This is a genomic window from Candidatus Pelagibacter sp. Uisw_136 (assembly GCF_047720275.1).
GTDB lineage: Bacteria > Pseudomonadota > Alphaproteobacteria > Pelagibacterales > Pelagibacteraceae > Pelagibacter.
This window is the reverse complement of the sequence record NZ_CP159812.1, coordinates 493356-516834: the sequence shown is the minus strand read 5'-3', so window position 1 is coordinate 516834 and position 23479 is coordinate 493356. Positions and strand designations below refer to the sequence as shown.

The following is a 23479-nucleotide window of genomic DNA, read 5'->3' as shown; positions in this document are numbered from 1 at the left end:
TTTATTAACCTTCTGTACCTGTTAATTTTAAATTAACTTTAGCTGTTTTGCATTCAAGCATTGTCTTTGAGGCTCTTGCTATTGCATTTGAGTAATAATAATCTTCATTCTCAACTTTTAAAATCTGTTTCTTAAATTCTACATTTTCAACTGTAGAAGATTTAATAGATTTATCTTTTTCAATAAATAAATTAATGTGGTTAAGTAAACTACTGTCCAACTCATCTTTATCATTAAATAATTTTCTATGATTCATTGTTTCTGCTAATTCATTAATTATTAACCAGTCTTCTTTAGCTTCTTCTGGTGGAAAGGAGGCTTTATAAGCTTTTTGTATTTTACCTTCTAAGTTTGTAAAGTAACCATTTTGCTCTGTGTATGCAGCCCCTGGAAGTATAATATCTGCAATCTCAGCTCCTTTATCTCCATGACTTCCTTGATAAATTACAAATTCATTCTTTTTTTCAAATTTAAGATTATCTACTCCCAATAAGTAAACAATTTCAAACATGTGATTTTCTAAATCTTTTAGCACTTCATTTGAACCATCTACTGTTTTATATAATCCTAAATCAAAGCTGCCAACTGTAGATGCATTTTCTGAAATTGTATTTAAAGAATTCCATTCATCTGACATTTTATTATTTTTTTTTAAAAAAGATTTAACAGATTCAAAAATATATTTCGCAGATTTAGTTTTAAGAGATGACTGACCAAAGATAATTAACGGTTTTTTTGCCTCTTTAATTAGACTTGATACTTCATGACTATCTTCTGTAATTTTTTTAATATTTTCAATATCACCGTCTAAAGACTCATATGGGTAAGTTAGATCACCAACATCATTTAAAGAAATTATTTTTGTTTTATTTTGTAAGTATGCTTTTCTAATACGCGCATTTAAAATTGTTGCTTCATACCTGGGGTTACTTCCTATGAGTAATATAAAATCTGCTTCTTCTATTCCATTAATTGTTGAATTGAATAAATAATTTTCTCTTTTTTTAGAATTTAAATATGTGTGATCACTTCTCGATTCTACATTATATGAACCAAGCGTTTTATTGAAAAACTCTTTAAATATATAGAGTGATTCCATATTAATTAGATCACCAGACATTCCACATATTTTATCTTTGTCAGCATTTTTAAACTTGGACTTAATTATATTAAAAACTTCATTCCACGATGCTTTCTCAAATTTACCGTTATATTTTATATAAGGGGTATCCAAACGTTGATTTAACAAACCATCACAAGCATATCTTGTTTTATCTGAAATCCATTCTTCGTTAATATCTTCGTTAATTCTTGGTAAAATTCTTTTTACTTCCCAACCATAGGTATCAACTCTTATATTTGAACCAATAGCGTCCATTACATCAATAGATTCAGTCTTCTTTAATTCCCAGGGTCTAGCCTCAAATGCATAGGGTTTAGATGTTAAGGCACCAACAGGACATAAATCTACAACATTAGCTGATAATTCTGATTGCATAGATTGCTCAAGATATGTTGTAATTTCCATATCCTCACCTCTACCTATGGCTCCAATCTCTGTTACACCGGCAACTTCTGTAGCAAATCTAACACATCTAGTACAATGTATGCATCTAGTCATTTGTGTTTTGATTAAAGGTCCCATATTTTTTTCAGAGACTTCTCTTTTATTTTCTTTGTATCTAGACTTATCAACACCATAAAACATAGATTGATCTTGTAAATCACACTCACCTCCTTGATCACAAACAGGACAATCCAACGGGTGGTTAGCCAACAAAAATTCCATGACTCCTTTTCTTGCTTTTTCAACAAACTCAGTATTTGTTTTAATATTCATTCCTTCTGATGCTGGCATGGCACATGAGGCTACAGGTTTGGGAGATTTTTCTAATTCTACTAAACACATTCTACAATTTCCTGCTATTGATAATTTTTCATGATAACAAAATCTTGGGATTTCAACTCCAGCTTTTTCACAAGCTTGAAGTACAGTTAGCCCCTCTTCAACTTCTATATCAATTTCATTTACTTTTAATTTAAGCATTTTTTTTATCCAATAAGTGTTGATCTACTAAATAGGGAATATTTTTTTCTTTTTTTATAGTTGGGTTAAGATTATTTCTATCCTCAATCTCTTTTTTAAAATGTCTTAATAATCCTTGTACAGGCCATGAAGAACCCTCACCAAAAGCACAAATAGTGTGTCCCGCAATTTGATTTGTTACATCTCCCAACATATCAACTTCATCTCTTGATGCTTCACCTTTAGCCATTCTTTCAAGCATTCTCCACATCCACCCTGTACCTTCTCTACAAGGTGTACATTGACCACAACTTTCATGTTTATAAAATCTAGCAATTCTTGCCATGCATTTAATTATGTCTTGATCTTTATTAATAACAACAATACCTGCAGTTCCTAGTCCACTTTTTTCTGCCATTAATGAATCAAAATCCATCGTTAAAGTTTCACAGGTTTTTTGTGGTATTAAAGGCATTGATGAGCCACCAGGTATTACAGCTTGTAAATTTTCCCATCCTCCAATTACACCTCCAGCATGAACTTCAATTAGTTCTTTAAGAGATATACTCATTTCCTCTTCAACATTACATGGGTTATTGACGTTTCCAGAAATACAGAAAATTTTAGTACCTGTATTTTTTGCTTTTCCTAAAGATGCAAACCATTTTCCACCTCTTCTTAATATTGTTGGAACAACTGCTATAGTTTCGACATTGTTAATTATAGTTGGGCAACCGTATAAACCAATTAAAGCAGGGAAAGGTGGTTTTAATCTAGGTTGACCCTTTTTACCTTCTATGCTCTCAAGTAAAGCTGTTTCTTCTCCACATATATAAGCTCCTGCTCCGTAGTGAATATAAATATCTAAATCCCAACCTGTTCCAGATGCATTTTTTCCTATTAAATTTTTTTCATAAGCTTCATCAATTGCTGCTTGAAGTTTTTCTCCATCTATAAAGTACTCGCCTCTTATATAAATATAACAAACATGAGCTTGCACAGCGTATGCAGCAATCAAGCATCCTTCTATTAATTTATGAGGTTCAAATCTTAAAATATCTCTATCCTTACAGGTACCTGGTTCTGACTCATCTCCATTTATAACCAGATAATGAGGTCTTGAACCTAGTTCTTTTGGTGCAAAAGACCACTTTAAACCAGTTGGAAATCCAGCACCTCCTCTTCCTCTAAGTTCTGAGGCTTTAACTTCAGTTATTATCCAATCTCTACCTTTATCAATTAAATCTTTAGTATTTGTCCAGTCACCTCTTTTTCTTGAAGACTCAACATCTGAACCCTTATCATTATATAAATTCTGAAATATTCTATCTTCGTCTTTAAGCATTTTTTAAATCCATAAGTGTTTTTCTATTATTTTCAGGTTCGTTGTTTAAGCGACCTCTATAAGATCCTGGTTTAGGTGTATCACCTGTTAGGATCTTATCTAAAATTTTTAAAGTCTTTTCTTTATCTAAATCTTCATAATAATCATCATTGATCTGTAACATGGGTGCATTAACACAAGCTCCTAAACACTCAACTTCCATCCAAGAACAGCTTTGATCTTTTGATAATTCATTTTCATTTTCAGAAATTTTTTCTTTGCACGCTTCAACAAGTTTATAAGCACCTCTAATCATACATGGTGTAGTTGTGCAAACTTGTATAAAATGTTTACCAACTGGAGCTAGATTATACATTGTATAAAATGTTGCCACTTCGTAAACTTTTATATAAGGCATATCTAAAAGCTTACCAATGTACTTCATGGCAGCCAAAGGAATCCAGTTACTGTTTTGTTTCTGCGCTATATAAAGTAAAGCCATTACTGCACTTTGCTGTTTATCCTTTGGATATTTTGCAATAATTAATTTGGCAGCTTCTAATGAGGCTGGATTAAAATCAAAATTCTCAGGCTGTTCTTTTGAAGGTCTTCTTAAACTCATTATCTATCTACCTCTCCAAAAACTATATCTAGTGAGCCTAATACAGCAGGCACATCAGCAAGCATATGACCTTTAATCAGGTAATCCATTGCAGCCAAATGAGAAAATCCTGGGGCTCTTATTTTACACTTATATGGCTTGCTAGAACCATCAGATATTAGGTAAACACCAAACTCACCTTTAGGAGCTTCAACGGCTGTATAAATTTCATCTTTATCAACACGATAGCCTTCCGTAAATAGTTTGAAATGATGAATTAAAGCTTCCATAGATTGTTTGATTTCCTTTTTGGGTGGTGGACTAATCTTTCCATCGGACGATTTAACTGGTCCTTTTGTCATTTTAGCAAGACATTGTTTGATTATGGAAACGCTCTCTCTCATTTCATCTATTCTACATAAATATCTATCATAACAATCTCCATTTTTTCCAACAGGTATTTTAAATTCTAACTGCTCATAACACTCATATGGTTGTGATTTTCTTAAATCCCAAGGAACACCAGAACCTCTAATCATGACGCCACTAAAAGAGTAGTCTAATGCATCTTCTTTAGTAACGATTCCAATATCAACATTTCGTTGTTTAAATATTCTATTGTCAGTCAATAATGTTTCAAGATCATCGATTATTTTAGGAAACGACACACAAAATTTACCTATATCTTCTTCTAACCCCATTGGTAAATCTTGATGAACTCCACCTGCTCTAAAATAATTAGCATGTAATCTTGAGCCTGAGGCTCTTTCATAAAAAGTCATTAAAGTTTCACGCTCTTCAAAACCCCACAATGAAGGAGTTAACGCACCAACATCTAATGCTTGAGTTGTTACATTTAATATGTGACTTAAAATTCTTCCAATCTCACAAAACATAACTCTTATAAATTGTGCTCTAATGGGAACATTAATCTTTAAAATTTTCTCTATAGCTAATGCAAAAGCATGCTCTTGGTTCATAGGAGCAACATAATCAAGTCTGTCAAAATAAGGTACAGCTTGCATGTATGTTTTGTTTTCTATTAATTTTTCAGTACCACGATGTAATAATCCAATATGTGGATCTGCTTTTTCAACAACTTCACCATCTAATTCTAAAATTAATCTTAAAACACCATGAGCGGCTGGGTGTTGAGGTCCAAAATTAAGATTTAGAGTTTTAGTTTTTTTTGTCATTATCAAGATCTGTCTGTTTTTTTATGTATTTTGTTCCCTCCCAGGGACTTTCATAATCAAAATTTCTATAATTTTGTTCTAATTTAACTGGTTCTTTGATTACCTTTTTTTGATCTTCACTATATCTAACCTCGGTATGACCAGTTAAAGGGAAATCTTTTCTCAAAGGATGCCCTTCAAAATCATAATCAGTAAGTATTCTTCTTAAATCAGGATGATCTTTAAATTTAACTCCATACATATCAAAAACTTCACGTTCCATCCAGTTTGCTGCAGGATAAATGGGGGTTAAAGATGGTATAACTTCATTTTCATTTATTAAATAACTTAATATAATTCGCTGATTAAATTCATGACTTAAAAATAAATACACAACTTTAAAACGTTGAGTGTTTTCTGGGTAATCAACAACAGTAATATCAATTAACTGTCTAAATTTTGTATTTTCGTTATTCTTTATATGTAAAGTAACATCTATTAAATCTTCATTATCAATAGTGATATATAGTTGATCATGTCTAATCTCAGTTTTTTTAATCTTAGTGGTAAGCTCTGAGTTAATTTTTTTTTCAAGATCTATTAAATTTTGCATATAAATTATCTTTCAAAAGATCCTTTGTTTCTAATTTTTTTTTGTAACTGCATAATACCATAAAGCAATGCTTCAGCAGATGGCGGACAACCAGGTACATATATATCTACTGGAACTATTTTATCACATCCACGAACTACAGAGTATGAATAGTGATAATAACCTCCACCATTTGCACAGCTTCCCATGGAAATAACATATCTCGGTTCTGGCATTTGATCATAAACTTTTCTTAAAGCTGGAGCCATCTTATTGGTTAAAGTTCCAGCCACTATCATCACATCAGATTGTCTTGGTGAACCTCTTGGTGCAGCACCAAATCTTTCTAAATCATACCTGGGCATTGCTGTTTGCATCATCTCAACTGCACAACATGCTAAACCAAAAGTCATCCAATGTAAGGATCCAGCTCTTGACCAGTTTATTAAATTATCAAGAGAAGTTGTTATAAAGCCATTTTTACTAAAATCTTCAGAAAGTTGTTTAAATTCTTCTGGAATTTCTTTATTTTTATTTTCTAAATTCATAGTTTAAAATTTTATTCCCAATCTAGAGCACCTTTTCTCCACTCATAAATAAAACCAATTGTAAGTATAAATAAAAAAATCATCATTGAAGAAAAACCTAACAGACCTATATTTCCTAAAGAGATTGCCCAAGGAAAAAGAAAGGCTATCTCAAGATCAAAAATTATAAAAAGGATTGCCACTAAATAAAATCTAACATCAAATTCTATCCTTGAATCTTCGAAAGGTTCAAATCCACATTCATATGCTGATAATTTTTCTGGATCAGGATGTTTTGGTGAAAGAATTAAATTAATTACTACAAAAGCACAACTCAAGGCAAGGGCTATTATTAAAAATAATATAATAGGCAGATAATCTTTTAAAAATTCTGAAAGCATGAAGTCTATATAGCAGTTTTTATATCATGTTGAAGTGCTCTTACGTCACAATATATGTGATATTCACATAAAATAGACTAAAAAAGTGGCGGGAGTGAAGGGACTCGAACCCTCGACCTATCGCGTGACAGGCGATCGCTCTAACCAACTGAGCTACACCCCCACTTTTACTAATTTTGGTGGGTAGTAAAGGACTCGAACCTTTGACCCCCTCGGTGTAAACGAGATGCTCTACCAGCTGAGCTAACCACCCTAAACCAAAATTATCGTTTAGTTATAACAATTATTTATGAAAGTCAAAACAGATATTAAACAGAAAAGGATGTAAATTGGTAATTATTGAATACTTGCTTGAGATTTACCTTCAGATTGAGAAATTTTATCAACCTCTACCCACTCAACTCTTTTTAACTCTTTAGTTAATGCTATTTTTAATACTTCATCAGCATGCTCAACTGGAGTAATTTTTATATCATCAGTAATCTTCTTAGGCATATCAACAAGATCTTTTTCATTTTCTTTAGGAATTATAACTTGTTTTATTCCAGCTCTATGTGCTGCTAATAGTTTTTCTTTTAATCCACCAATTGGCAATACTTGACCTGTTAATGTCACCTCACCAGTCATTGCAACATCTCTTCTGACAGGATTATTTGTGATTGCAGAAACTATTGAAGTGACCATTCCAATACCTGCTGAAGGGCCGTCTTTAGGTGTTGCTCCTTCTGGAACATGAATATGAAAATCTTTTTTTTCAAACAAGGGAGGAATAATTCCATAATCTAAACTTTTTGATCTAATGAAAGATTTTGCAGCCTTGATAGATTCCTGCATCACATCTCCAAGTTTACCAGTAATTTGCATTCTACCTTTTCCTGGCATTATGACAGTTTCAATTTTAAGAATTTCCCCACCATATTCAGTCCACGCTAAACCTGTGACAACGCCAATTTTATCTTCACTTTCAAGTTCACCAAATTTAAATTTTTGAATTCCTAAATAATCAGGTAAATTTTTTAAATTAATTTTAACTTCTTTTTCTTCGCCAGAAACTACCTTCTTAACAACTTTTCTAGCTACTTTTGAAATTTCTCTTTCTAAGTTTCTTACACCAGACTCTTTTGTATAACTTTGGATAATTTCTTTAATAATATCCTCAGATAAAGTCATTTCTTTTTCTTTAACTCCATTATCTTTAATTTGTTTAGGAAGCAGATACTTATTTGCAATATTAATTTTTTCATCTTCTGTATAACCAGCCAATCTAATTACTTCCATTCTGTCTAATAATGGTGGCAGGATATTTAAAGTATTAGCTGTAGTAACAAACATGACATCAGATAAGTCATAATCAACTTCTAAATAATGATCATTAAATGTAGAATTTTGTTCTGGATCTAATGCTTCCAATAAAGCAGAAGATGGATCACCTCTATAATCATTTCCAATTTTGTCTATTTCATCAAGAAGAATAAGTGGATTTTTTGTACCTGCTTTTTTCATCATTTGAATAATTTTACCAGGTAAAGAACCAATGTAAGTTCTTCTATGACCTCTTATTTCAGCTTCATCTCTCATACCACCAACTGAAACTCTTACAAATTCTCTATTAGTAGCTTTCGCAATAGATTTTCCTAATGATGTTTTGCCAACACCTGGAGGTCCAACTAAGCATAAAATTGGGCCTTTAATTTTTTCCATTCTTTTTTGGACTGCTAAAAATTCAATAATTCTTTCTTTAACTTTTTCTAAACCAAAATGATCAGCATCAAGAACTGCGAGCGCCTTCTTAAGATCTATATCAACCTGGTCTTTTTTATACCAAGGTAGATCTGTCATCCAATCAAGATAATTTCTAACAACAGTAGCCTCAGCAGACATTGGACTCATATTTTTTAATTTTTTAAGCTCAGCCATACATTTCTTTTCAACATCTTTTGGCATTTTTGCTTTAATAATTAATTTATTTAAACTTGATGTCTCATCTTTTCCATCTTCAATTTCACCTAATTCTTTTTGGATAGCTTTAAGCTGTTCATTTAAATAATATTCTCTTTGAGTTTTTTCCATTTGAGTTTTAACCCTGCCTCTAATTCTTTTTTCAACTCCAATAATACTAGTTTCATTCTCCATTATTTTAATTATAGAATTAAGTCTTTTCTTAACATCTATAGTTTCAAAAATTTGTTGTTTCTCTGAAATAGTGGCCGTTAAGTGAGATGCAATATTGTCAGCAATGTGTGATGCATCAGTTAGTTTTTTAATATTATTAATTGTTTCACTTGATATTTTTTTGTTAATTGAAGTTAGTTTTTCTAATCTTCTTACAGCAGTCATTGCTAATGGTATCAAGTCTTCATCTTTAGTTACCACATCATGATGATGAGCGTATTCACAAATAATAAATTTCTCATTATCTTTAAAATCTAAGATTTTTACTCTTTTACTTCCTTCAACTAAAACTTTTACTGTGCCATCTGGTAATTTTAATAATTGTAAAATATTACCTTCACAACCATGCATAAAAACATCAGTCTTTTTTGGATCGTCTATTTCTGAATTTTTTTGTGTAACTAGAACAATTTTTTTGTCCTTTTTCATAACCTCATTTAAAGCAGCAATAGATTTATCTCTACCTACAAATAAAGGAATAACCATATTTGGAAATACAACAATATCTCTTAACGGTAATAAAGGTCGTTCAATTTTAACATCCATACTCTAAATATGGAGATTAAATATGATATTGCAATAGCTATTTATTACTTATTAACGTGAGATTAAGCAGCTGAAGTTTTTTCAGTCTTAGTTTTGCTACTATTTTTTGAATGAACTATGATTGGTTGAGATAGTCCTTTGGCCGCACTAGCGTCTACAATAACTTCCTCCACATTGTCTTGACTTGGAAGATCGTACATTGTTTTTAATAAAATATTTTCTAAGATTGATCTAAGGCCTCTAGCCCCAGTTTTCTTGTTAATTGCTTTTTGTGCAATCTCTTTAATCGCATTTTCTTTAAAGCTTAACTTGGCTCCATCTAGTTTAAATAATTCTTGGTATTGTTTAATTAGTGAGTTTTTTGGTTCTTGTAATATTTTAACTAAAGTCTTTTCATCAAGATCTTCTAATGTCGCTATCATTGGAAGTCTGCCAATAAATTCTGGGATTAAACCATACTTTAACAAATCTTCAGGTTCTAAAGTTTTCATCCATTCACCTGTTTTTTTATCATCTGTTTTTTTAACATTTGCACCAAATCCAATTGATGTACCTTTATCTCTTTGAGATATTATTTTATCTAAGCCAGCGAATGCTCCCCCACAAATAAATAAAATGTTTGTAGTATCTACTTGTAAAAATTCTTGTTGTGGATGCTTTCTTCCTCCTTGAGGTGGAACACTTGCTACCGTCCCTTCCATAATCTTTAATAGTGCTTGTTGCACACCCTCTCCAGATACATCTCTTGTAATAGAAGGGTTTTCTGACTTTCTGCTAATCTTATCAACTTCATCTATATATACAATTCCACGTTGTGCTTTTTCAACGTTGTAATCAGCAGCTTGTAATAATTTTAAAATTATGTTTTCAACATCTTCACCAACATAACCTGCTTCAGTTAAAGTGGTTGCATCTGCCATTGTAAATGGAACATCAAGAATTCTTGCTAATGTTTGAGCTAATAAAGTTTTTCCACAACCTGTTGGACCAACTAAAAGAATGTTTGATTTTGAAAGTTCAACTGTTTTACTTGTTTTGCTCTCGTAATTAAGTCTTTTATAATGATTATGAACAGCAACTGATAAAACTTTTTTTGCATGAGGTTGTCCAATAACATAATCATCTAATACAGCACAAATTTCTTTTGGTGGTGGTAATCCATCTTGATGTTTAACAAATGTATCTTTGCTTTCTTCTTTGATGATATCCATGCATAGCTCAACGCACTCATCACATATAAATACAGTTGGACCTGCAATAAGTTTTCTAACTTCGTGCTGGCTCTTGCCACAAAAAGAACAGTAAAGAATATTTTTATTATTTGTTGTCATAAATTTATAAACGAATCAATTAGGATACCTTAATATAGATGACTTATATTAATCAAGTATCAGTTTAGTGGGGTGTCAAGATGTAGTGTATTAAGATCTATTTTCGACTACTGCGTCAATCAAACCAAACTCTTTTGCAGTATCTGGCTTCATAAAGTTATCACGTTCTAGTGCTTTCTTCACATCATCAACTGATTTTCCAGTATGTTTTGAGTAAATTTCATTAAGTCTTTTCTTTAAATCCATAACTTCATTGGCATGGATCTCTATATCAGTAGCTTGTCCTTGAAAACCAGCCGAAGGTTGGTGGACCATAATTCTAGAATTTGGTAAAGAAAATCTTTTACCTTTCTTACCTGCGGCTAATAAAAATGAACCCATTGATGCCGCTTGACCAATACATAAAGTTGAAACATCTGGCTTAATATATTGCATGGTATCATAAATTCCAAGACCTGCAGTCACTAGTCCTCCAGGACTGTTAATATATAGATTAATTTCTTTTTTTGGATCTTCAGACTCTAAAAATAATAGTTGAGCTGTAACTAAAGATGCGACGTTATCATTTATTGGTCCTACTAAAAAAATAATTCTCTCTTTAAGAAGTCTTGAATAAATATCATAAGCTCTCTCACCTTTATTTGATTGCTCAACAACCATTGGTACTAGGGTGTTCATCTGATCTAATAAGTTTGTTGTCATAAGTTGATTCTTTTACTTATACAACTTGTGATTACTTTTTACTAACTTTTTTTGCTGAAGGTTTTTTAGATGCGGAAGGTTCTGGCTTTTTTTCAATTTTAGCAGATTTTGAAGCTTTTTTTTCCTCAGGATGATTGTGGTCATGGTCATGTTCATGATTATGATCTTGTTTTTGATGTTCTTTTAAGATTTTTTCTGCTTCTTCTTTGCTAATTTCTTTTTTAGATGCTTTCGCTTTAGTTTTTATTAGATCAATAATTTTTTCCTCATACACAGTTCCTCTTAAACTGGCTAATGCTGAAGGATTTTTTTGGTAAAATTCCATTACCATCTTTTCTTGACCAGGCATCATTCTAAGTTGTTTTTGAACTTCAGCTTGAACTTCCTGTTCGGTTACTTTAATTTTATTTTGTTCACCAAATTCATTTAAGATTAATCCAACTTTAATTCTTTTTTTAGCAATTTCTTCAAAATTTTTTCTACTTTTTTTAGAATCTTCTTCTGTCATACCTTGTGATAAAATCTTAACTTCTTCTTCAATTAAATTTTCTGGAATTTCATCCACTTTAAAGTTTTCAATTTCCTTCAAGATTTGAGTTTTAGCCAACTTATCTAAGGAATTTTTGTATTCATCATTGATTTGTTTGCTAACTAGCCCCTTTAAATCAGCAAGATCTTTTGCACCTAAATTTTTAGCAAAAATATCATCTATTTTTACCTCTTCTGATTTTTTAACCTCTATAATCTTGCAAATAAAATTAGCTTTTTTATTTGCATATTCTTTTTGTGGATAATTTTCAGGCAGAGTAACATCAACAGATTTTTCATCATTTTTCTTAACACCAGATAGCTGTTTGTCAAAACCCTTAATAAATAAATCTTTACCTAAAATTAATTGAGTATTTTTTCCTTCACCACCCGTAAAATCTTTTCCATCAATTGTTGCTTTGTAGTCAAAAATAACTAAATTTTCTTCTACTGCCTTAACATCTGCTGCTACTTCTTTAAAATTATTTTGACTTTTTGCGATTTCTTTAATTCTTTTGTCAGTTTCATTTGCATCAATTTTAACTGAATATTCATCATATTTAATATTTTCAACAGACTTAAGCTCAACTTTTGGAAGTTCTGTTACTGACATTACGTATTCTAGATCTTTATCCTCACCATAAGTTTTAAGATCCAGCTTGGGTTGTCCTGCTGGTTTAATTTTATTATCCTCCAAAGCTTTAACTGAAGTGTCTTTAAGAACTTTATCAAGCACTTCACTAAAAATTGCTTGACCAAATTGTCTTTTTAAAATTTCTTTAGGAACTTTTCCAGGTCTAAAACCTTTTAAGTTAACAGTATTTTTAATTTCTTCATATTTTTCATCCATATAAGAGTTCATAGTTTTTTTATCTATGAAGACTTTAATGTCTTTATTTAAACCTTTTTTATTTTCTACTGTAACTTTCATAATTTTTTCAACTTGTTGGTAGGCGAAAAAGGACTCGAACCTTCACATCTTTCAATACTGGTTCCTAAGACCAGCGCGTCTACCAATTCCGCCATTCGCCCACAATTCTTGTGGCTTTATATAGGATAGATTCTATTTGTCCAATGAGAATAATTATGAAATATAATGATATTCAATTATATTAACTAATAATTTAAAAAAAATGATTGTTTCTCCATGTATAAGCATATGTAAAACAGATCCTCAAACTGGATACTGTTATGGTTGTGGTAGAAATAATGAGGAAAAAAAGATGTGGAAATTAGAAGAAACATCAGATGAATGGAAAAAATCTAATCTAACTGATATCCAGGCAAGACTGGGTGGCTGGCAATTAGAAAGTTTTAAAGAGTCTTATAATCATAAAGTTGAAAATGGAATTTCACTTTACAAAAAAAATTTAATTAAATGAATAAAACAACACTAGCAACTATAATTTATGTACTTGGTATCTTAATTGGTGCTTTTTTTTTAAAAGTTTGGGGTGCAGAAACATCATTTATAAAAACTATTTCAATATTTGTATGGACAATTATTTTCTTAATCTCACTATTTTATGCAGATAAAGAAGAGAGAAAAAATTAGATAATTAAGATTTTTTATTATTAGTTTTTGTCTTATTTAATCTATTAATCAAATTAATTTTTTTTGATCCAAATTTATTATTAGTGATATTACTTCTATGTTTTGCGTATGCTTGTTTCTGTGCAAGTTTCATTGCTTTTTTTGATGACATAAAATTTATTTTAAAAAATCCTTCTTTACCCAATAGCTATAATCAATAGTTTTATAATTTAAAGAGTTTTTAACAAACCAAGTTTCAAAAACTTTATTTTTATTTAAACTTGAATAAACATTGGTAACAGCAATACTATATCCATAATTTTTGAGAAAGGTATCAGCTAAAGATGAATAATTAATTTTTTCACGATAAAAATCTGTTTCGAATGTAATAAGTTTTGGGCTAATACCATCTTGTAAAACTTTTTTTAAAGCTAAAAAGGTTTTTTCCTGTGGATCAATATCACATGATAAAAAATCAATATCATTAGAAAGATTATTATCAATTAGTGCTTTTTTATAATCAAAGCTTATAGCATCTTCCCAATATATCTTATTTTTTCTCTCAGGGCACATATCCCAAGTATCTTTGTAATTTTTTAATATCTCAACTCCAAAACCTTTCCATTTATGTTTGGTTTCAAGCAAATAGGTATTACTGTCTTTTTTTGGAACACCGGAACCAATATCAACATAACAGCCACTATCTCCAAAAAGTTCAAGAGCAAATAAATCCTGGCCTGCTTGGGAATACTTTGAGTTTTTATAAAAAATTTTTTTAATTAATTTCTTTAGAGAAGACATTACATAATATAACTTTAAAATATTTATATTATACATGATAATTTAGTATAAATTTTATTTTATCATAAATTGTCCAAGTATATTAAAGTCTTTATTTATTATCACGATTTCACCAGATGAAACTGATAGATTTAAAATTTCAGAAATCACAACAAAATGTGTTACAAGTATTAAGTTTTCTTTTTTATCCCAGTTTTCAATATAATCTTTTAACTCTTTTATTTGTTCAACTTTCTTATAAGCAAATTTTTGACTAAAAAATGAATTTAAAAAATTTTTAGTCTCAAATTTTTTAAAGGCATACATGGCTGTTTCCTTACACCTACACCATTCACTTGATAGGACCTTATCAATTTTAATATTATTTTTTAAAAAAAAATTGCCCAGTTTGATAGCCTGAGCAATACCAACTTCATTCAGGTTTCTTTGGGTGGAGCAATCTAATAAATCAAAATTATCTGGGTCACCACTTCCAGGGGCATAACTGTGCCTTATAAATATTATTTTACTACCTTCACTTAGTATTTTTTCAACACTATCCTTTGAATTGACTTTTATTGATGAATTTATAAACATCAGTACAAGTAAAAATAGTCTGAACACGATTAATAATTGATAATTTTTAAGATTATTTGTTTGATAATATCTTTTCCATACCTTGTAGTTTCATGTGATTTATCGTTAAGGCGAAAATTAATTCTTTGGTACATATAATTAAAACCAGTATTAAAATTTTTTGGACAACAGTGTTGCATGTACCAAGAAGAAGTAAAAATAACAATAAATACAGCACTCAAAACATTTAATTTAAATGTATAATTAGATTCCTTAATATCAGGTAAATGAAATAAAAAAACAATCATCCACATAATTGCAAAAACATTAAGATACCTACCCCAATCATTGACTAATAAAAAAAGAAAAATTATTGGTAGTAAAGTAATTGAAATAAAAAAAATTATTTTTATAAATCCAACGCTTAAAAAATTTCTCAAAAAGGCAATGATTGGTCCCAATATTAAAAGGAGATACAAAGAGTATAATTTAAAATAAAGTGGGTCATTTATAAAAGCTTTATTTATAATAAGTTTATGGGATGTTTGAAATTCACCAATTACACCCCAGCATATATCACCTGTTAAATTTCTATCGGTTAAACTTTTGCAAAGAATTTTTGAAGTTTCAGGATCAGTTTGATTATAAAAGATTAGTAGAAAGATTGATAATGAGCTTAAAATAAGTATAAAAATTTCAAAATAATAATAATTAATTTTAAATGATTTATATCTTAAATATTTAGCAACAAAAATAAAAGGAATTAATAAAAAAAACATTTCATGAGTAAGAGTTAAGATAAAAGCAAAGATGCCAAAAATATATTTTTTAATATTTATAGAGTTATCAATAAAAAAATAATTGTAAATCATGAAATAAGTAAAAAACAAAATTTCTTTTCTTCCAATCGCTAGTGGATCATAAAAATTGAACAAAAAAGTAGCAGGTGAAAATAACATTAGTAAAAAAATTGTATTTAAATTTTTCGTATTTAGCTTTTTAAAAAAAAGAATTATAAAAAAAATAAAAATACTGTTTACCAAATAAAATGCTAAAATTTTTAAATCGATACCAGTAAATTCATTAATTTTTAGTATAATTGAACCAATAAAGCCACGCTTAACAAAGCCTGCATTGTAATTAACAAGCCAATCACCTAAAATATAACCATTCTCTCTCTCAAAAAACCTATAAGAAAAAATCAAATAGTTTAATGTGATTATACTTAAAAAAAATAAAATCAAATTCTTTAATGTTTTGTTGCTAATCATATGAAAGATAAAATAAATAAATTATATAATTTAAAAGTGCTTAATAAAAATATAGTAAATTGTAAAAAATGTAAAAGATTAATTGATTTTATAAAAAAAATTTCTCAAACTAAGAAAAAAGATTTTAAAAATGACATTTATTGGGGAAAACCTGTACCTGGATTCGGAGATACGGATGCTAAGTTAATGATTGTTGGCCTTGCCCCTGCTGCACATGGTGGGACAAGAACTGGCAGGGTTTTTACTGGAGATAAGTCTGGTGATTTTTTATTTAACTGTCTTTATAAGGTTGGTATATCCAATATATCAACTTCCACGCATAACAAAGATGGTTTAAAACTTAATAGTACGTATATAACAAATATCTTAAAATGTGTTCCACCTGAAGATAAACCACTAAATAAAGAGTTAAATAATTGTTCAAATTATTTTGATAATGAAATTAAAAATTTAAAAAAATTAAAAGTTATAGTAAGTTTAGGTAAAATTGCTTTTGATAATTGTGTTAAATTTTATAAAAAAAATTTTTTAATTAAGCAAAAATTTATATTTAAACATGGTATTAAATATATTTTACCTGATGGGAAAATTTTAATTGCTTGTTATCACCCTAGTCCACGAAACGTTAACACTAAAGTCATTGATACAAAAAAAATGATAGGTTTACTTAGGGTTGCTAAAAAGGAGTCTAAAGCTTAATACTCTCACAAAAATAAGGTTTAAAATCTTGAAACAAAGTACCTGGTATTTTCATGGGTTTACCCTCCTTATTAACAAAAACTAAATGAATTTTTGCTTCAACTATTAAGTCATCACCCCTTGAGATAAATTGATACAAAAAAAATGATGTTTTTGTAATTGATTTAACAAAAGATCTTATCGATAGCTCATCTTCAAGATGAGCAGAAATTTTATATTCAATATTACATGACTTAACTATAATTTGAGATCCAAAGTCATCTTTAATTTTTTTATTATTAAAACCTAATGTGACCAAAGCTTCTGTACGGGCTCTTTCAAGGAATTTTAAATAATTTGCATAATACACGATGCCCCCAGCATCTGTATCTTCATAATAAACTTTAACATTGTGAAAAAAATTTTCATGCATTCATATATAATAACAAAAAAAATAATATTTAATACTAAACTAAGATACAATCATCATAATGAAAGTTTATATTATCTGGTTAATTGGTGTTATTTTATGGAATTTTGCTGTACCGAATGCTGCACCCATTGAAGATGTAATTGTGGCTGTGCTTTTATCCTTTTTAAGTATTGGTCTTAAAAAAGTATTTAAATAATCTTATTCTGCTGAAAAATAAATATCTTGATAATAAGATATAGCTTTTAACTTTGAGTTGTCTGTGTCAGTCATTATGGCAACTCCAGATATATCTTCCACATTTATTCCATGAAGTTTCATAAAGTCTTCCTTGACATTAGCTTTAACAGTCACCCACGTATCAAGGTTTTCTTGAGTTGTTGACAAAACATAATCAATTGATTTTTTTGTGTATGGACTAGGCCAGTTTTTCCCTACTTCATTATTGCTAGAAAACACATAATTTATAGCTCTATTAGAAAGGGCCGTAGAACCAGTTTTTTTTATAACAAATACTCTTGCAGCATAATCGTGTCCTTTTTTACTGTTTTCTATTATGCCTGATAAATCTTTTTCAACTTTCCAAGTAATATTAATAAAAGGCGTTTTTAGTAGATCAATTTTGATTTCTTTACCTAGGCCAGATCCTTTACCTTCAGCTTTTGCTTTAATAAAATTACCTTTTTCATTCTTATCTAAGGTCCATGTAGTTTCCCCTTTAACCTTTTTAACTTTTAATGTTTTGAATTCCTCGGCTGTAAAATCAAAAACAGTAATTTTTTCAGCATTAACACTAGTTAAAAGCAAAAAAGAAGAAAATGTTGTTATTATAAACTTTCTTAACATAAGAAAACTGTATAGCTAGAATTTTTTAAAAAACAACATTTGAACACACTTTAAACAATCTTAGATCGATATTTAATATTATTAAAGAGAATGAAATCAATTTCTATATTTGTACTTTTAATTTATTGGTCAGTAATTTTACTTGCACCTGTAATCTCTAAAGAAAGTAAAGTTGATTTAAAAACTTTAACAATAAGTCTTAATAAGTAGATCTACCACCGCTGATATCAAAAACAGCAGCTGTTGAAAATGAGTTTTCCTCAGATGAAAGCCAACAAATTAGAGACGTAAATTCTTCAATTTCTAAAAATCTACCCCTTGGTACTTTTGATAACATTCTAGCTACATGTTCTTTTGACATTTGGTCTAATATTCTTGTTTTAGCACCTGCAGGAGTGACAGCATTAACAGCTATATTCTTATCAGCCAGTTCTTTTCCTAGTGATTTTGTTAAACCAATGGCACCTGCTTTTGCTGAACTATAAGCGCTTGCATTTGCATTACCATCTTTTCCAGCAACCGAAGCAACATTAACTATTCTACCATAATCATTTTTAATCATGTAAGGAACCACACATTTACAACAGTTAAATGTACCCATTAAGTTAATTTCTATTATTTTATTCCATTCAACTACATCATAATCCCACAGTGAAGACGTAGACCCAGTAATACCTGCATTATTAATTAAAATATCAATATTTGAAGATTTTGCTATTTCATCAACTGTATCTTTGACATTTTTAAAATCAGATACATCAACAACATTATATGAAAGATCTGGATCGTTTACAGCTTTAACAGCTTTCTTTAATTCTTCTTCATCTATATCCCAAATAATAGCTTTTGCTCCTGACTTTAAAAAACGTTTAGCAATATCCAAGCCAAAACCTTGTGCTCCACCCGTTATAATTGCTGTTTTATTTTTTAAATCAAATTGATGCATAAAATTATTTACTTGCTAATAAATAGTAAGTCAATGAAGAGATAAAAGCACCAATTAACCAAGAATAAGAATTAAAGTTCATTAAACTTTCGTTCCAAATTGTTGAGGCAGCAAAAATAAAACCTAAAGATATAGAATATATAGTTTTTATATGCCATCCATTAGAATAAAAATAAGCTCCATCAGGTTCTGTTGAAAAAATATCCTTATTATCTAAGCTTGATTTTTTAACTAAATAATAATCTATAATCATAACACCGAAAAGAGGTCCAAAAAATGAAGCAAATGTATCAACAAAAGATAAAATTCCTATCTGACTTAATAATGGTAACCAAAAAATACCAATTATAAATCCAAAAAAAACAATAATATAAGAAGAAGTTTTTAAATTAAGTTTACTTGGAAAAAAATTTAACAAAGAGTTTTGAGCTGGCACATAATTTGCAATTAGATTGGTAGAGGCTGAAGCTATAATAATGAAAAATAAAACTATTACAGTTATAATAATATTATCTAAAGTTCCTATAATATCTGTAGGATTTGTAAGTATCTTTCCAATATCCTCAAGTTTTTGATGAAAAATTACATCAGCCCCAACAACTATAAATACAGTAAAAAATGAGAATATAATAAGATTTAAAAATAAACTCAAATTACCTTTTTTTAATTCCTCTTCATTTTTAACGTAACGAGTAAAATCTCCAAAATTTACAAGAATAATTGAAAAGTAAGCAAACACTATTCCGACTACGGTAATTAAAGGAGCAATATTACTCTTAAGAAATATATTGTTATAAGTAAAAATATCAGCAAATGATCTTGAAACCTCTTTAACATCCAAAAGAAGTACAACAAAAAAAAATAACAACATTCCAGAGTAAACAGTGATTGCTGAATAATTAATAATTAACTTATTAAATTTATGACTTTTACTAAATAAAAAAGATTGTAATAGAATTGCTATTAAAAAAGAGGCCCAATCAATAATGTTAAGACCTGAAATAAAAACTAAAAAAATATCATGTTGAAGAAAAGTATTATCAATAGAAAATAAAAATATTCTAATTAAGTAACTAAATGCTTTTGATAAAAAATATGTTTGTATTCCAAACATAAAGATGCCAACAAAGCCTCTTATTAAAGAAAAATATTTTGCCCCAAACACACCTAATGAGGTCCTTAAAATAACAGGAAATGGTACACCATATTTTTGAGATGGCTTTCCTATCAAGTTAGCTAAAAAATAAACTAGAAGAGATCCAATTAAACATCCTAAAAAAACAACTACAACGTTTAAGTCATAGACAAGGTATAATGATGCTATTAAGGAAAAAGCAATAACACTTTGTATATTGATGCCCCAAAAACAAAAAATATCCTTCCAGTCCCAAGTTTTATCATTTGGGTTAACTGACACTAACTCCCAGTTAATAAGATTAATTTTATTTTTACGCTGAATCATTAACAAATAATAAACTAATATGTTAAAATGGAATATCTTTTTTTTTCATTTGTAATAATATTTTGTATTTAATGCTCTTTCTTAAAAAAAATATTGGTTACTTAGCAATGTTTCTTGCTGTAATTGGGTTTGGTTCGGGTCCCCCGTTTGTAAAACTTGCTCTAGAAGAATTTCAAGTTGTTGATTTGCTAGCTGTAAGGTTTGCAATAGCTTTTTTGCTTATGTTAACTTTTGCTCTAATAATGAGAGTTGACTTATCAATTAAAAAAATAGGTCTAACACCTTTCTTAATGGGTTTATTAAACCCTTTTCTTGTAACGTTAGCTTTTCACATAGGCTTAATGCTTACATCCCCTATAAACGGTGTTGCTATTATAAGCACAATGCCAATCATGCAGCCTTTTGTTGCTAAAGTATTTTTAAATGAAAAAATTGAGATAAAGGTTTTAATTGGAGCCTTTATAACAATTATTGGGACTTATATCCTCTTATCAAGCCAAACTATTATTGGTCAGGGAAATTATATTGGAGATTTTATTATTTTTGCAGGAATGACTTTAGCTTCAATTAATGAAGTTATTGGTCGAAGAAAAATGCAAACTAATGTTAACCAACTAGGTGTAAATACTTATCAGTATTTTACTGGTTTCATTTTATCATTTTTAATATTATTTATTATTTGGCCTAACTCTACTTTTAACTATTCGTTTCAATTAGATTTTACACCATCAGTAATAGCTGCTATCACTTTATCGTTTATAACTTTTGCTTCTTATTTGTTTTATAATTACGCTTTAAGAAGAGTTCCAGTGGGCAGAATTAGTCTCATGTATCCTTTAACAGGACCTATAGGTGCTTTATCTGCCTGGTTAGTAATTGATGCTGAAATTACTTTTAAAATATTTATTTCTTTAGGAATTATTTTAGTTGGAACTGTAATTCCTTATATTAATAAAAAATAAATTTTTAAGGGTACATTACGCTTGGTAACCAAAGTGCAATCTGAGGAAATATAATAATTAAGATTAAACCTAGAACCTGAATTCCCATAAACTGCATCATACCAAGATAGATATCCTTAAGCTCCCATTCTGGCACAACACCTTTTAAAAAATATGCAGATAGAGCTACAGGTGGAGAGAGCCAGGCGGTCTGTAAATTTACCGCTACAAGTATTGCAAACCAAGTTAGATTGAAATCTAATTCTTTAATTAATGGCACAAAAATTGGCAATACAATAAGAACTATTGGTACCCACTCTAAAGGCCAACCTAACAAGAAAATTACTGCCATTAATATAGCTAAAATAACATATCTATTAACATCAAGATTTAATAAAAATTCTGTTAACAAAGATGGTGTTCCTAATTTTGAGAAAACAGCTCCAAAGAAATTTGATGCAGCAACTAAAAACATTATTAATGCGGTAATTTCTAAAGTTTTAATTAAAGAATTTTTTAAAGTTTTTAAAGTTAATTTTCTATATGCTAGTGCTAAAATAATTGATCCAATAGCTCCTATACCAGCACCTTCAGTGGGTGTTGCTAAGCCAAATAATATACTACCTAGGGCAAAAAATACTAACCCTGCAGGAGGTACTAACCCTAAAAAGAATTCTATCCAAACTTTACCCATACTTTTCGGTTGCATACTTTTTGGTAAAATTGGACCAAGTTTTGGATCAAAATAACATCTAACAGTTGTGTAAAGAGCATAAAGAAATGCCAACATTATTCCTGGAATTATTGCTGCAGCAAATAAATCTGTTACAGGGATTTCCAAAACAGGCCCCATTACCACCAACATGATGCTTGGTGGAATTAAAATTCCAAGAGTTCCTCCAGCACATATTAAACCTGCTGATAATCTAGTATCGTATCCAGATCTAATCATAGTTTTACCTGCCATAATTCCAAGAATTGTTACTGATGCTCCAACTATTCCTGTTGCAGCAGCAAAAATTGTAGACACAAACATAACCGCATAAAATAATGCACCCCTTGTTCTAGATAGCATTAATTGTATAGCTGAAAATAGTCTTTCCATAAGACCTGCTGACTCCATTAATATACCCATAAAAATAAAGAGTGGGACAGCAACCAGCGTGTTTTCTGTCATAATCATATTGAACTGTAGGGTCATTAAATAAAAAACTAATTTTCCAAAACCCCAGTAACCAAACACAAGACCTAAAAATATTAATGTGAATGAAATAGGAAAACCAATAAAGATGGCAAATAACATTACCCCTATCATTAGTGCTCCAATTATTTCTTGTGAAAAAAATTCCATTATGGCCATCTACCTTTAACAAACGCATAATACGTTTTAAATAATTCTGATATCCCTTGCATTAATAACAAAAAAGCTCCAATTGGCATGCAGATTTTTAATGGCCACATTACTGGCATCCAAGTAGTATCCATTGCTCTTTGAATTCTAACTTTTCCATCTAAGCATTCAGCTAAAATAAATTTCCCACAGATAGAAGTATAAGCATAATCAAAGCTTACCCAAAAAAAGACTATGAAACCTGGGAAGAAGAATAATAAATATAAGAATAAGTCTACTTTTGCTTGAGTTTTAACTTTCCAATTTCTATATAAAAAGTCAGCTCTTATATGTATACCTTTTGATAATGCATAACCAGCACCCAACATAAAAAATGCTCCTGCAATCATTCGGGTTATATCATAAGCCCAAAGAGTTGGTCTGTTAAAAAAATGTCTACCAATAACTTCAAAAGTTATTGCAAAAATTAAAGGAATTACCATCCAGCTAATTATTTTACCAACTCTTGACATGTTAAGGTCAATAAACTCTATAGTTTTTGCCATCCAAGGAGTCATATCCTTAGGCATTTTTAAGCTAGTTCGACGTTCTGCTATTAACTCATCAGTAATATCTAGAGTTTCTTTAACACCAGCAGAATGTGATTTTTTTTTGACCATTATATTTATTGGTAATGTCGATTGAATTTTTTTCTACTTTAAAAAAACGGGAACTTAAAATTATTAAGCCCCCGTTTAAA

26 protein-coding genes and 3 tRNA genes are annotated in these 23479 nt (G+C 29.6%); 5 read left to right on the top strand and 24 right to left on the bottom strand.

What is annotated here, in order from left to right; all coding sequences use genetic code 11:
• Positions 1–4 precede the first annotated feature (4 nt).
• The 14 genes from nuoG to ABXT53_RS02625 all read right to left on the bottom strand — a co-directional run bounded on the left by nuoG (position 5) and on the right by ABXT53_RS02625 (position 12957).
• Positions 5–2047, bottom strand: coding sequence for an NADH-quinone oxidoreductase subunit NuoG (gene nuoG / locus ABXT53_RS02690; RefSeq protein WP_415291111.1), 2043 nt, complete (start codon positions 2045–2047; stop codon positions 5–7).
• The gene (nuoF, locus tag ABXT53_RS02685) at positions 2040–3371 is read right to left on the bottom strand and encodes an NADH-quinone oxidoreductase subunit NuoF (RefSeq protein ID WP_415286981.1); all 1332 of its coding nucleotides are present in this window, start codon (positions 3369–3371) and stop codon (positions 2040–2042) included. The genes nuoG and nuoF overlap by 8 nt, the downstream gene beginning before the upstream one ends.
• Positions 3364–3972: an NADH-quinone oxidoreductase subunit NuoE gene (gene nuoE, locus ABXT53_RS02680; protein ID WP_415291110.1), complete on the bottom strand. Its 609-nt coding sequence runs from the start codon at positions 3970–3972 to the stop codon at positions 3364–3366. The genes nuoF and nuoE overlap by 8 nt, the downstream gene beginning before the upstream one ends.
• Positions 3972–5147 carry an NADH-quinone oxidoreductase subunit D gene (locus ABXT53_RS02675; RefSeq protein ID WP_415291109.1) on the bottom strand — a complete coding sequence of 392 codons (1176 nt, stop codon included), beginning with the start codon at positions 5145–5147 and terminating at the stop codon, positions 3972–3974. The genes nuoE and ABXT53_RS02675 overlap by 1 nt, the downstream gene beginning before the upstream one ends.
• Positions 5131–5739 carry an NADH-quinone oxidoreductase subunit C gene (locus ABXT53_RS02670; RefSeq protein ID WP_415291108.1) on the bottom strand — a complete coding sequence of 203 codons (609 nt, stop codon included), beginning with the start codon at positions 5737–5739 and terminating at the stop codon, positions 5131–5133. The genes ABXT53_RS02675 and ABXT53_RS02670 overlap by 17 nt, the downstream gene beginning before the upstream one ends.
• Before the next feature lie 5 nt (positions 5740–5744).
• Positions 5745–6266: a NuoB/complex I 20 kDa subunit family protein gene (locus ABXT53_RS02665; protein WP_415278973.1), complete on the bottom strand. Its 522-nt coding sequence runs from the start codon at positions 6264–6266 to the stop codon at positions 5745–5747.
• Between the two features lie 11 nt (positions 6267–6277).
• Positions 6278–6646: an NADH-quinone oxidoreductase subunit A gene (locus tag ABXT53_RS02660; protein ID WP_415278972.1), complete on the bottom strand. Its 369-nt coding sequence runs from the start codon at positions 6644–6646 to the stop codon at positions 6278–6280.
• Positions 6647–6732: 86 nt separating this feature from the next.
• Positions 6733–6809 (bottom strand) — tRNA-Asp (locus ABXT53_RS02655).
• Between the two features lie 14 nt (positions 6810–6823).
• Positions 6824–6899: transfer RNA gene (locus tag ABXT53_RS02650), tRNA-Val, on the bottom strand.
• Between the two features lie 83 nt (positions 6900–6982).
• The gene (gene lon, locus ABXT53_RS02645) at positions 6983–9364 is read right to left on the bottom strand and encodes an endopeptidase La (RefSeq protein WP_415291107.1); all 2382 of its coding nucleotides are present in this window, start codon (positions 9362–9364) and stop codon (positions 6983–6985) included.
• 62 nt (positions 9365–9426) lie between these two features.
• Positions 9427–10695 carry an ATP-dependent Clp protease ATP-binding subunit ClpX gene (clpX, locus tag ABXT53_RS02640; RefSeq protein ID WP_415286976.1) on the bottom strand — a complete coding sequence of 423 codons (1269 nt, stop codon included), beginning with the start codon at positions 10693–10695 and terminating at the stop codon, positions 9427–9429.
• Between the two features lie 90 nt (positions 10696–10785).
• Positions 10786–11397, bottom strand: coding sequence for an ATP-dependent Clp endopeptidase proteolytic subunit ClpP (clpP, locus tag ABXT53_RS02635; protein WP_415272313.1), 612 nt, complete (start codon positions 11395–11397; stop codon positions 10786–10788).
• Positions 11398–11428: 31 nt separating this feature from the next.
• Complete coding sequence (gene tig, locus ABXT53_RS02630; RefSeq protein ID WP_415291105.1) at positions 11429–12856, bottom strand: trigger factor; 1428 nt, start codon at positions 12854–12856, stop codon at positions 11429–11431.
• Positions 12857–12872: 16 nt separating this feature from the next.
• Positions 12873–12957 (bottom strand) — tRNA-Leu (locus tag ABXT53_RS02625).
• A 101-nt stretch (positions 12958–13058) separates the two neighbouring features.
• Between ABXT53_RS02625 and ABXT53_RS02620 the strand changes: the two genes are divergently transcribed.
• Together ABXT53_RS02620 and ABXT53_RS02615 are read left to right on the top strand one after the other, a co-directional pair.
• Positions 13059–13307 carry a DUF1289 domain-containing protein gene (locus tag ABXT53_RS02620; RefSeq protein WP_415291104.1) on the top strand — a complete coding sequence of 83 codons (249 nt, stop codon included), beginning with the start codon at positions 13059–13061 and terminating at the stop codon, positions 13305–13307.
• A complete protein-coding gene (locus ABXT53_RS02615) occupies positions 13304–13480 on the top strand; it encodes a hypothetical protein (RefSeq protein ID WP_415291103.1) in 177 nt (58 codons plus the stop codon). Before ABXT53_RS02620 ends, ABXT53_RS02615 begins: the two co-directional genes overlap by 4 nt.
• Positions 13481–13484: 4 nt before the next feature.
• On the opposite strand, the gene ABXT53_RS02610 is transcribed toward ABXT53_RS02615, so the two are convergent.
• The 4 genes from ABXT53_RS02610 to ABXT53_RS02595 are packed head-to-tail and all read right to left on the bottom strand — an operon-like array spanning position 13485 to position 16086.
• Positions 13485–13631 carry a hypothetical protein gene (locus ABXT53_RS02610; protein WP_415291102.1) on the bottom strand — a complete coding sequence of 49 codons (147 nt, stop codon included), beginning with the start codon at positions 13629–13631 and terminating at the stop codon, positions 13485–13487.
• 5 nt (positions 13632–13636) lie between these two features.
• Positions 13637–14260: a hypothetical protein gene (locus tag ABXT53_RS02605; protein ID WP_415291100.1), complete on the bottom strand. Its 624-nt coding sequence runs from the start codon at positions 14258–14260 to the stop codon at positions 13637–13639.
• Between the two features lie 54 nt (positions 14261–14314).
• On the bottom strand, positions 14315–14836 hold the full coding sequence (locus ABXT53_RS02600; RefSeq protein ID WP_415291098.1) for a histidine phosphatase family protein: 522 nt from the start codon (positions 14834–14836) through the stop codon (positions 14315–14317).
• Positions 14837–14865: 29 nt separating this feature from the next.
• Positions 14866–16086, bottom strand: coding sequence for a hypothetical protein (locus ABXT53_RS02595; RefSeq protein WP_415291097.1), 1221 nt, complete (start codon positions 16084–16086; stop codon positions 14866–14868).
• On the opposite strand from ABXT53_RS02595, the gene ABXT53_RS02590 reads away from it, so the two are divergent.
• Positions 16087–16785 (top strand): uracil-DNA glycosylase, encoded by a 699-nt coding sequence (locus ABXT53_RS02590; RefSeq protein WP_415291096.1) that lies wholly within the window; start codon positions 16087–16089, stop codon positions 16783–16785.
• Here ABXT53_RS02590 and ABXT53_RS02585 read toward each other — a convergent pair.
• Positions 16775–17197, bottom strand: coding sequence for a YbgC/FadM family acyl-CoA thioesterase (locus ABXT53_RS02585; RefSeq protein WP_415291095.1), 423 nt, complete (start codon positions 17195–17197; stop codon positions 16775–16777). The two genes, ABXT53_RS02590 and ABXT53_RS02585, sit on opposite strands and share 11 nt — an antisense overlap.
• A 58-nt stretch (positions 17198–17255) precedes the next feature.
• Here ABXT53_RS02585 and ABXT53_RS02580 point away from each other — a divergent pair, with 58 nt between their 5' ends.
• A complete protein-coding gene (locus ABXT53_RS02580; protein ID WP_415272304.1) occupies positions 17256–17393 on the top strand; it encodes a hypothetical protein in 138 nt (45 codons plus the stop codon).
• A 2-nt stretch (positions 17394–17395) separates the two neighbouring features.
• Here the strand turns inward: ABXT53_RS02580 and ABXT53_RS02575 are convergent, their stop codons facing one another.
• From ABXT53_RS02575 to ABXT53_RS02565, 3 genes are all read right to left on the bottom strand, one after another.
• Complete coding sequence (locus tag ABXT53_RS02575; RefSeq protein ID WP_415291094.1) at positions 17396–18040, bottom strand: DUF3047 domain-containing protein; 645 nt, start codon at positions 18038–18040, stop codon at positions 17396–17398.
• A 199-nt stretch (positions 18041–18239) separates the two neighbouring features.
• On the bottom strand, positions 18240–18986 hold the full coding sequence (locus tag ABXT53_RS02570; protein WP_415291093.1) for an SDR family NAD(P)-dependent oxidoreductase: 747 nt from the start codon (positions 18984–18986) through the stop codon (positions 18240–18242).
• A 4-nt stretch (positions 18987–18990) separates the two neighbouring features.
• Positions 18991–20448: a cytosine permease gene (locus ABXT53_RS02565; RefSeq protein ID WP_415291091.1), complete on the bottom strand. Its 1458-nt coding sequence runs from the start codon at positions 20446–20448 to the stop codon at positions 18991–18993.
• A gap of 71 nt (positions 20449–20519) precedes the next feature.
• Between ABXT53_RS02565 and ABXT53_RS02560 the strand changes: the two genes are divergently transcribed.
• Positions 20520–21410 (top strand): DMT family transporter, encoded by an 891-nt coding sequence (locus ABXT53_RS02560; RefSeq protein ID WP_415291090.1) that lies wholly within the window; start codon positions 20520–20522, stop codon positions 21408–21410.
• Between the two features lie 4 nt (positions 21411–21414).
• Here the strand turns inward: ABXT53_RS02560 and ABXT53_RS02555 are convergent, their stop codons facing one another.
• Positions 21415–22740, bottom strand: a complete 1326-nt coding sequence (locus tag ABXT53_RS02555) for a TRAP transporter large permease (protein WP_415291089.1) — start codon at positions 22738–22740, stop codon at positions 21415–21417.
• Positions 22740–23399 carry a TRAP transporter small permease subunit gene (locus tag ABXT53_RS02550; protein WP_415291088.1) on the bottom strand — a complete coding sequence of 220 codons (660 nt, stop codon included), beginning with the start codon at positions 23397–23399 and terminating at the stop codon, positions 22740–22742. Before ABXT53_RS02550 ends, ABXT53_RS02555 begins: the two co-directional genes overlap by 1 nt.
• Positions 23400–23479 lie beyond the last annotated feature (80 nt).

Excerpts from the sequence above, each read along its gene's own strand:
- nuoG (WP_415291111.1), bottom strand. The coding sequence starts at position 2,047 with ATGCTTAAATTAAAAGTAAATGAAATTGATATAGAAGTTGAAGAGGGG.
- nuoF (WP_415286981.1), bottom strand. The coding sequence starts at position 3,371 with ATGCTTAAAGACGAAGATAGAATATTTCAGAATTTATATAATGATAAG.
- nuoE (WP_415291110.1), bottom strand. The coding sequence starts at position 3,972 with ATGAGTTTAAGAAGACCTTCAAAAGAACAGCCTGAGAATTTTGATTTT.
- ABXT53_RS02675 (WP_415291109.1), bottom strand. The coding sequence starts at position 5,147 with ATGACAAAAAAAACTAAAACTCTAAATCTTAATTTTGGACCTCAACAC.
- ABXT53_RS02670 (WP_415291108.1), bottom strand. The coding sequence starts at position 5,739 with ATGCAAAATTTAATAGATCTTGAAAAAAAAATTAACTCAGAGCTTACC.
- ABXT53_RS02665 (WP_415278973.1), bottom strand. The coding sequence starts at position 6,266 with ATGAATTTAGAAAATAAAAATAAAGAAATTCCAGAAGAATTTAAACAA.
- ABXT53_RS02660 (WP_415278972.1), bottom strand. The coding sequence starts at position 6,646 with ATGCTTTCAGAATTTTTAAAAGATTATCTGCCTATTATATTATTTTTA.
- lon (WP_415291107.1), bottom strand. The coding sequence starts at position 9,364 with ATGGATGTTAAAATTGAACGACCTTTATTACCGTTAAGAGATATTGTT.
- clpX (WP_415286976.1), bottom strand. The coding sequence starts at position 10,695 with ATGACAACAAATAATAAAAATATTCTTTACTGTTCTTTTTGTGGCAAG.
- clpP (WP_415272313.1), bottom strand. The coding sequence starts at position 11,397 with ATGACAACAAACTTATTAGATCAGATGAACACCCTAGTACCAATGGTT.
- tig (WP_415291105.1), bottom strand. The coding sequence starts at position 12,856 with ATGAAAGTTACAGTAGAAAATAAAAAAGGTTTAAATAAAGACATTAAA.
- ABXT53_RS02620 (WP_415291104.1), top strand. The coding sequence starts at position 13,059 with ATGATTGTTTCTCCATGTATAAGCATATGTAAAACAGATCCTCAAACT.
- ABXT53_RS02615 (WP_415291103.1), top strand. The coding sequence starts at position 13,304 with ATGAATAAAACAACACTAGCAACTATAATTTATGTACTTGGTATCTTA.
- ABXT53_RS02610 (WP_415291102.1), bottom strand. The coding sequence starts at position 13,631 with ATGTCATCAAAAAAAGCAATGAAACTTGCACAGAAACAAGCATACGCA.
- ABXT53_RS02605 (WP_415291100.1), bottom strand. The coding sequence starts at position 14,260 with ATGTCTTCTCTAAAGAAATTAATTAAAAAAATTTTTTATAAAAACTCA.
- ABXT53_RS02600 (WP_415291098.1), bottom strand. The coding sequence starts at position 14,836 with ATGTTTATAAATTCATCAATAAAAGTCAATTCAAAGGATAGTGTTGAA.
- ABXT53_RS02595 (WP_415291097.1), bottom strand. The coding sequence starts at position 16,086 with ATGATTAGCAACAAAACATTAAAGAATTTGATTTTATTTTTTTTAAGT.
- ABXT53_RS02590 (WP_415291096.1), top strand. The coding sequence starts at position 16,087 with ATGAAAGATAAAATAAATAAATTATATAATTTAAAAGTGCTTAATAAA.
- ABXT53_RS02585 (WP_415291095.1), bottom strand. The coding sequence starts at position 17,197 with ATGCATGAAAATTTTTTTCACAATGTTAAAGTTTATTATGAAGATACA.
- ABXT53_RS02580 (WP_415272304.1), top strand. The coding sequence starts at position 17,256 with ATGAAAGTTTATATTATCTGGTTAATTGGTGTTATTTTATGGAATTTT.
- ABXT53_RS02575 (WP_415291094.1), bottom strand. The coding sequence starts at position 18,040 with ATGTTAAGAAAGTTTATAATAACAACATTTTCTTCTTTTTTGCTTTTA.
- ABXT53_RS02570 (WP_415291093.1), bottom strand. The coding sequence starts at position 18,986 with ATGCATCAATTTGATTTAAAAAATAAAACAGCAATTATAACGGGTGGA.
- ABXT53_RS02565 (WP_415291091.1), bottom strand. The coding sequence starts at position 20,448 with ATGATTCAGCGTAAAAATAAAATTAATCTTATTAACTGGGAGTTAGTG.
- ABXT53_RS02560 (WP_415291090.1), top strand. The coding sequence starts at position 20,520 with ATGCTCTTTCTTAAAAAAAATATTGGTTACTTAGCAATGTTTCTTGCT.
- ABXT53_RS02555 (WP_415291089.1), bottom strand. The coding sequence starts at position 22,740 with ATGGAATTTTTTTCACAAGAAATAATTGGAGCACTAATGATAGGGGTA.
- ABXT53_RS02550 (WP_415291088.1), bottom strand. The coding sequence starts at position 23,399 with ATGGTCAAAAAAAAATCACATTCTGCTGGTGTTAAAGAAACTCTAGAT.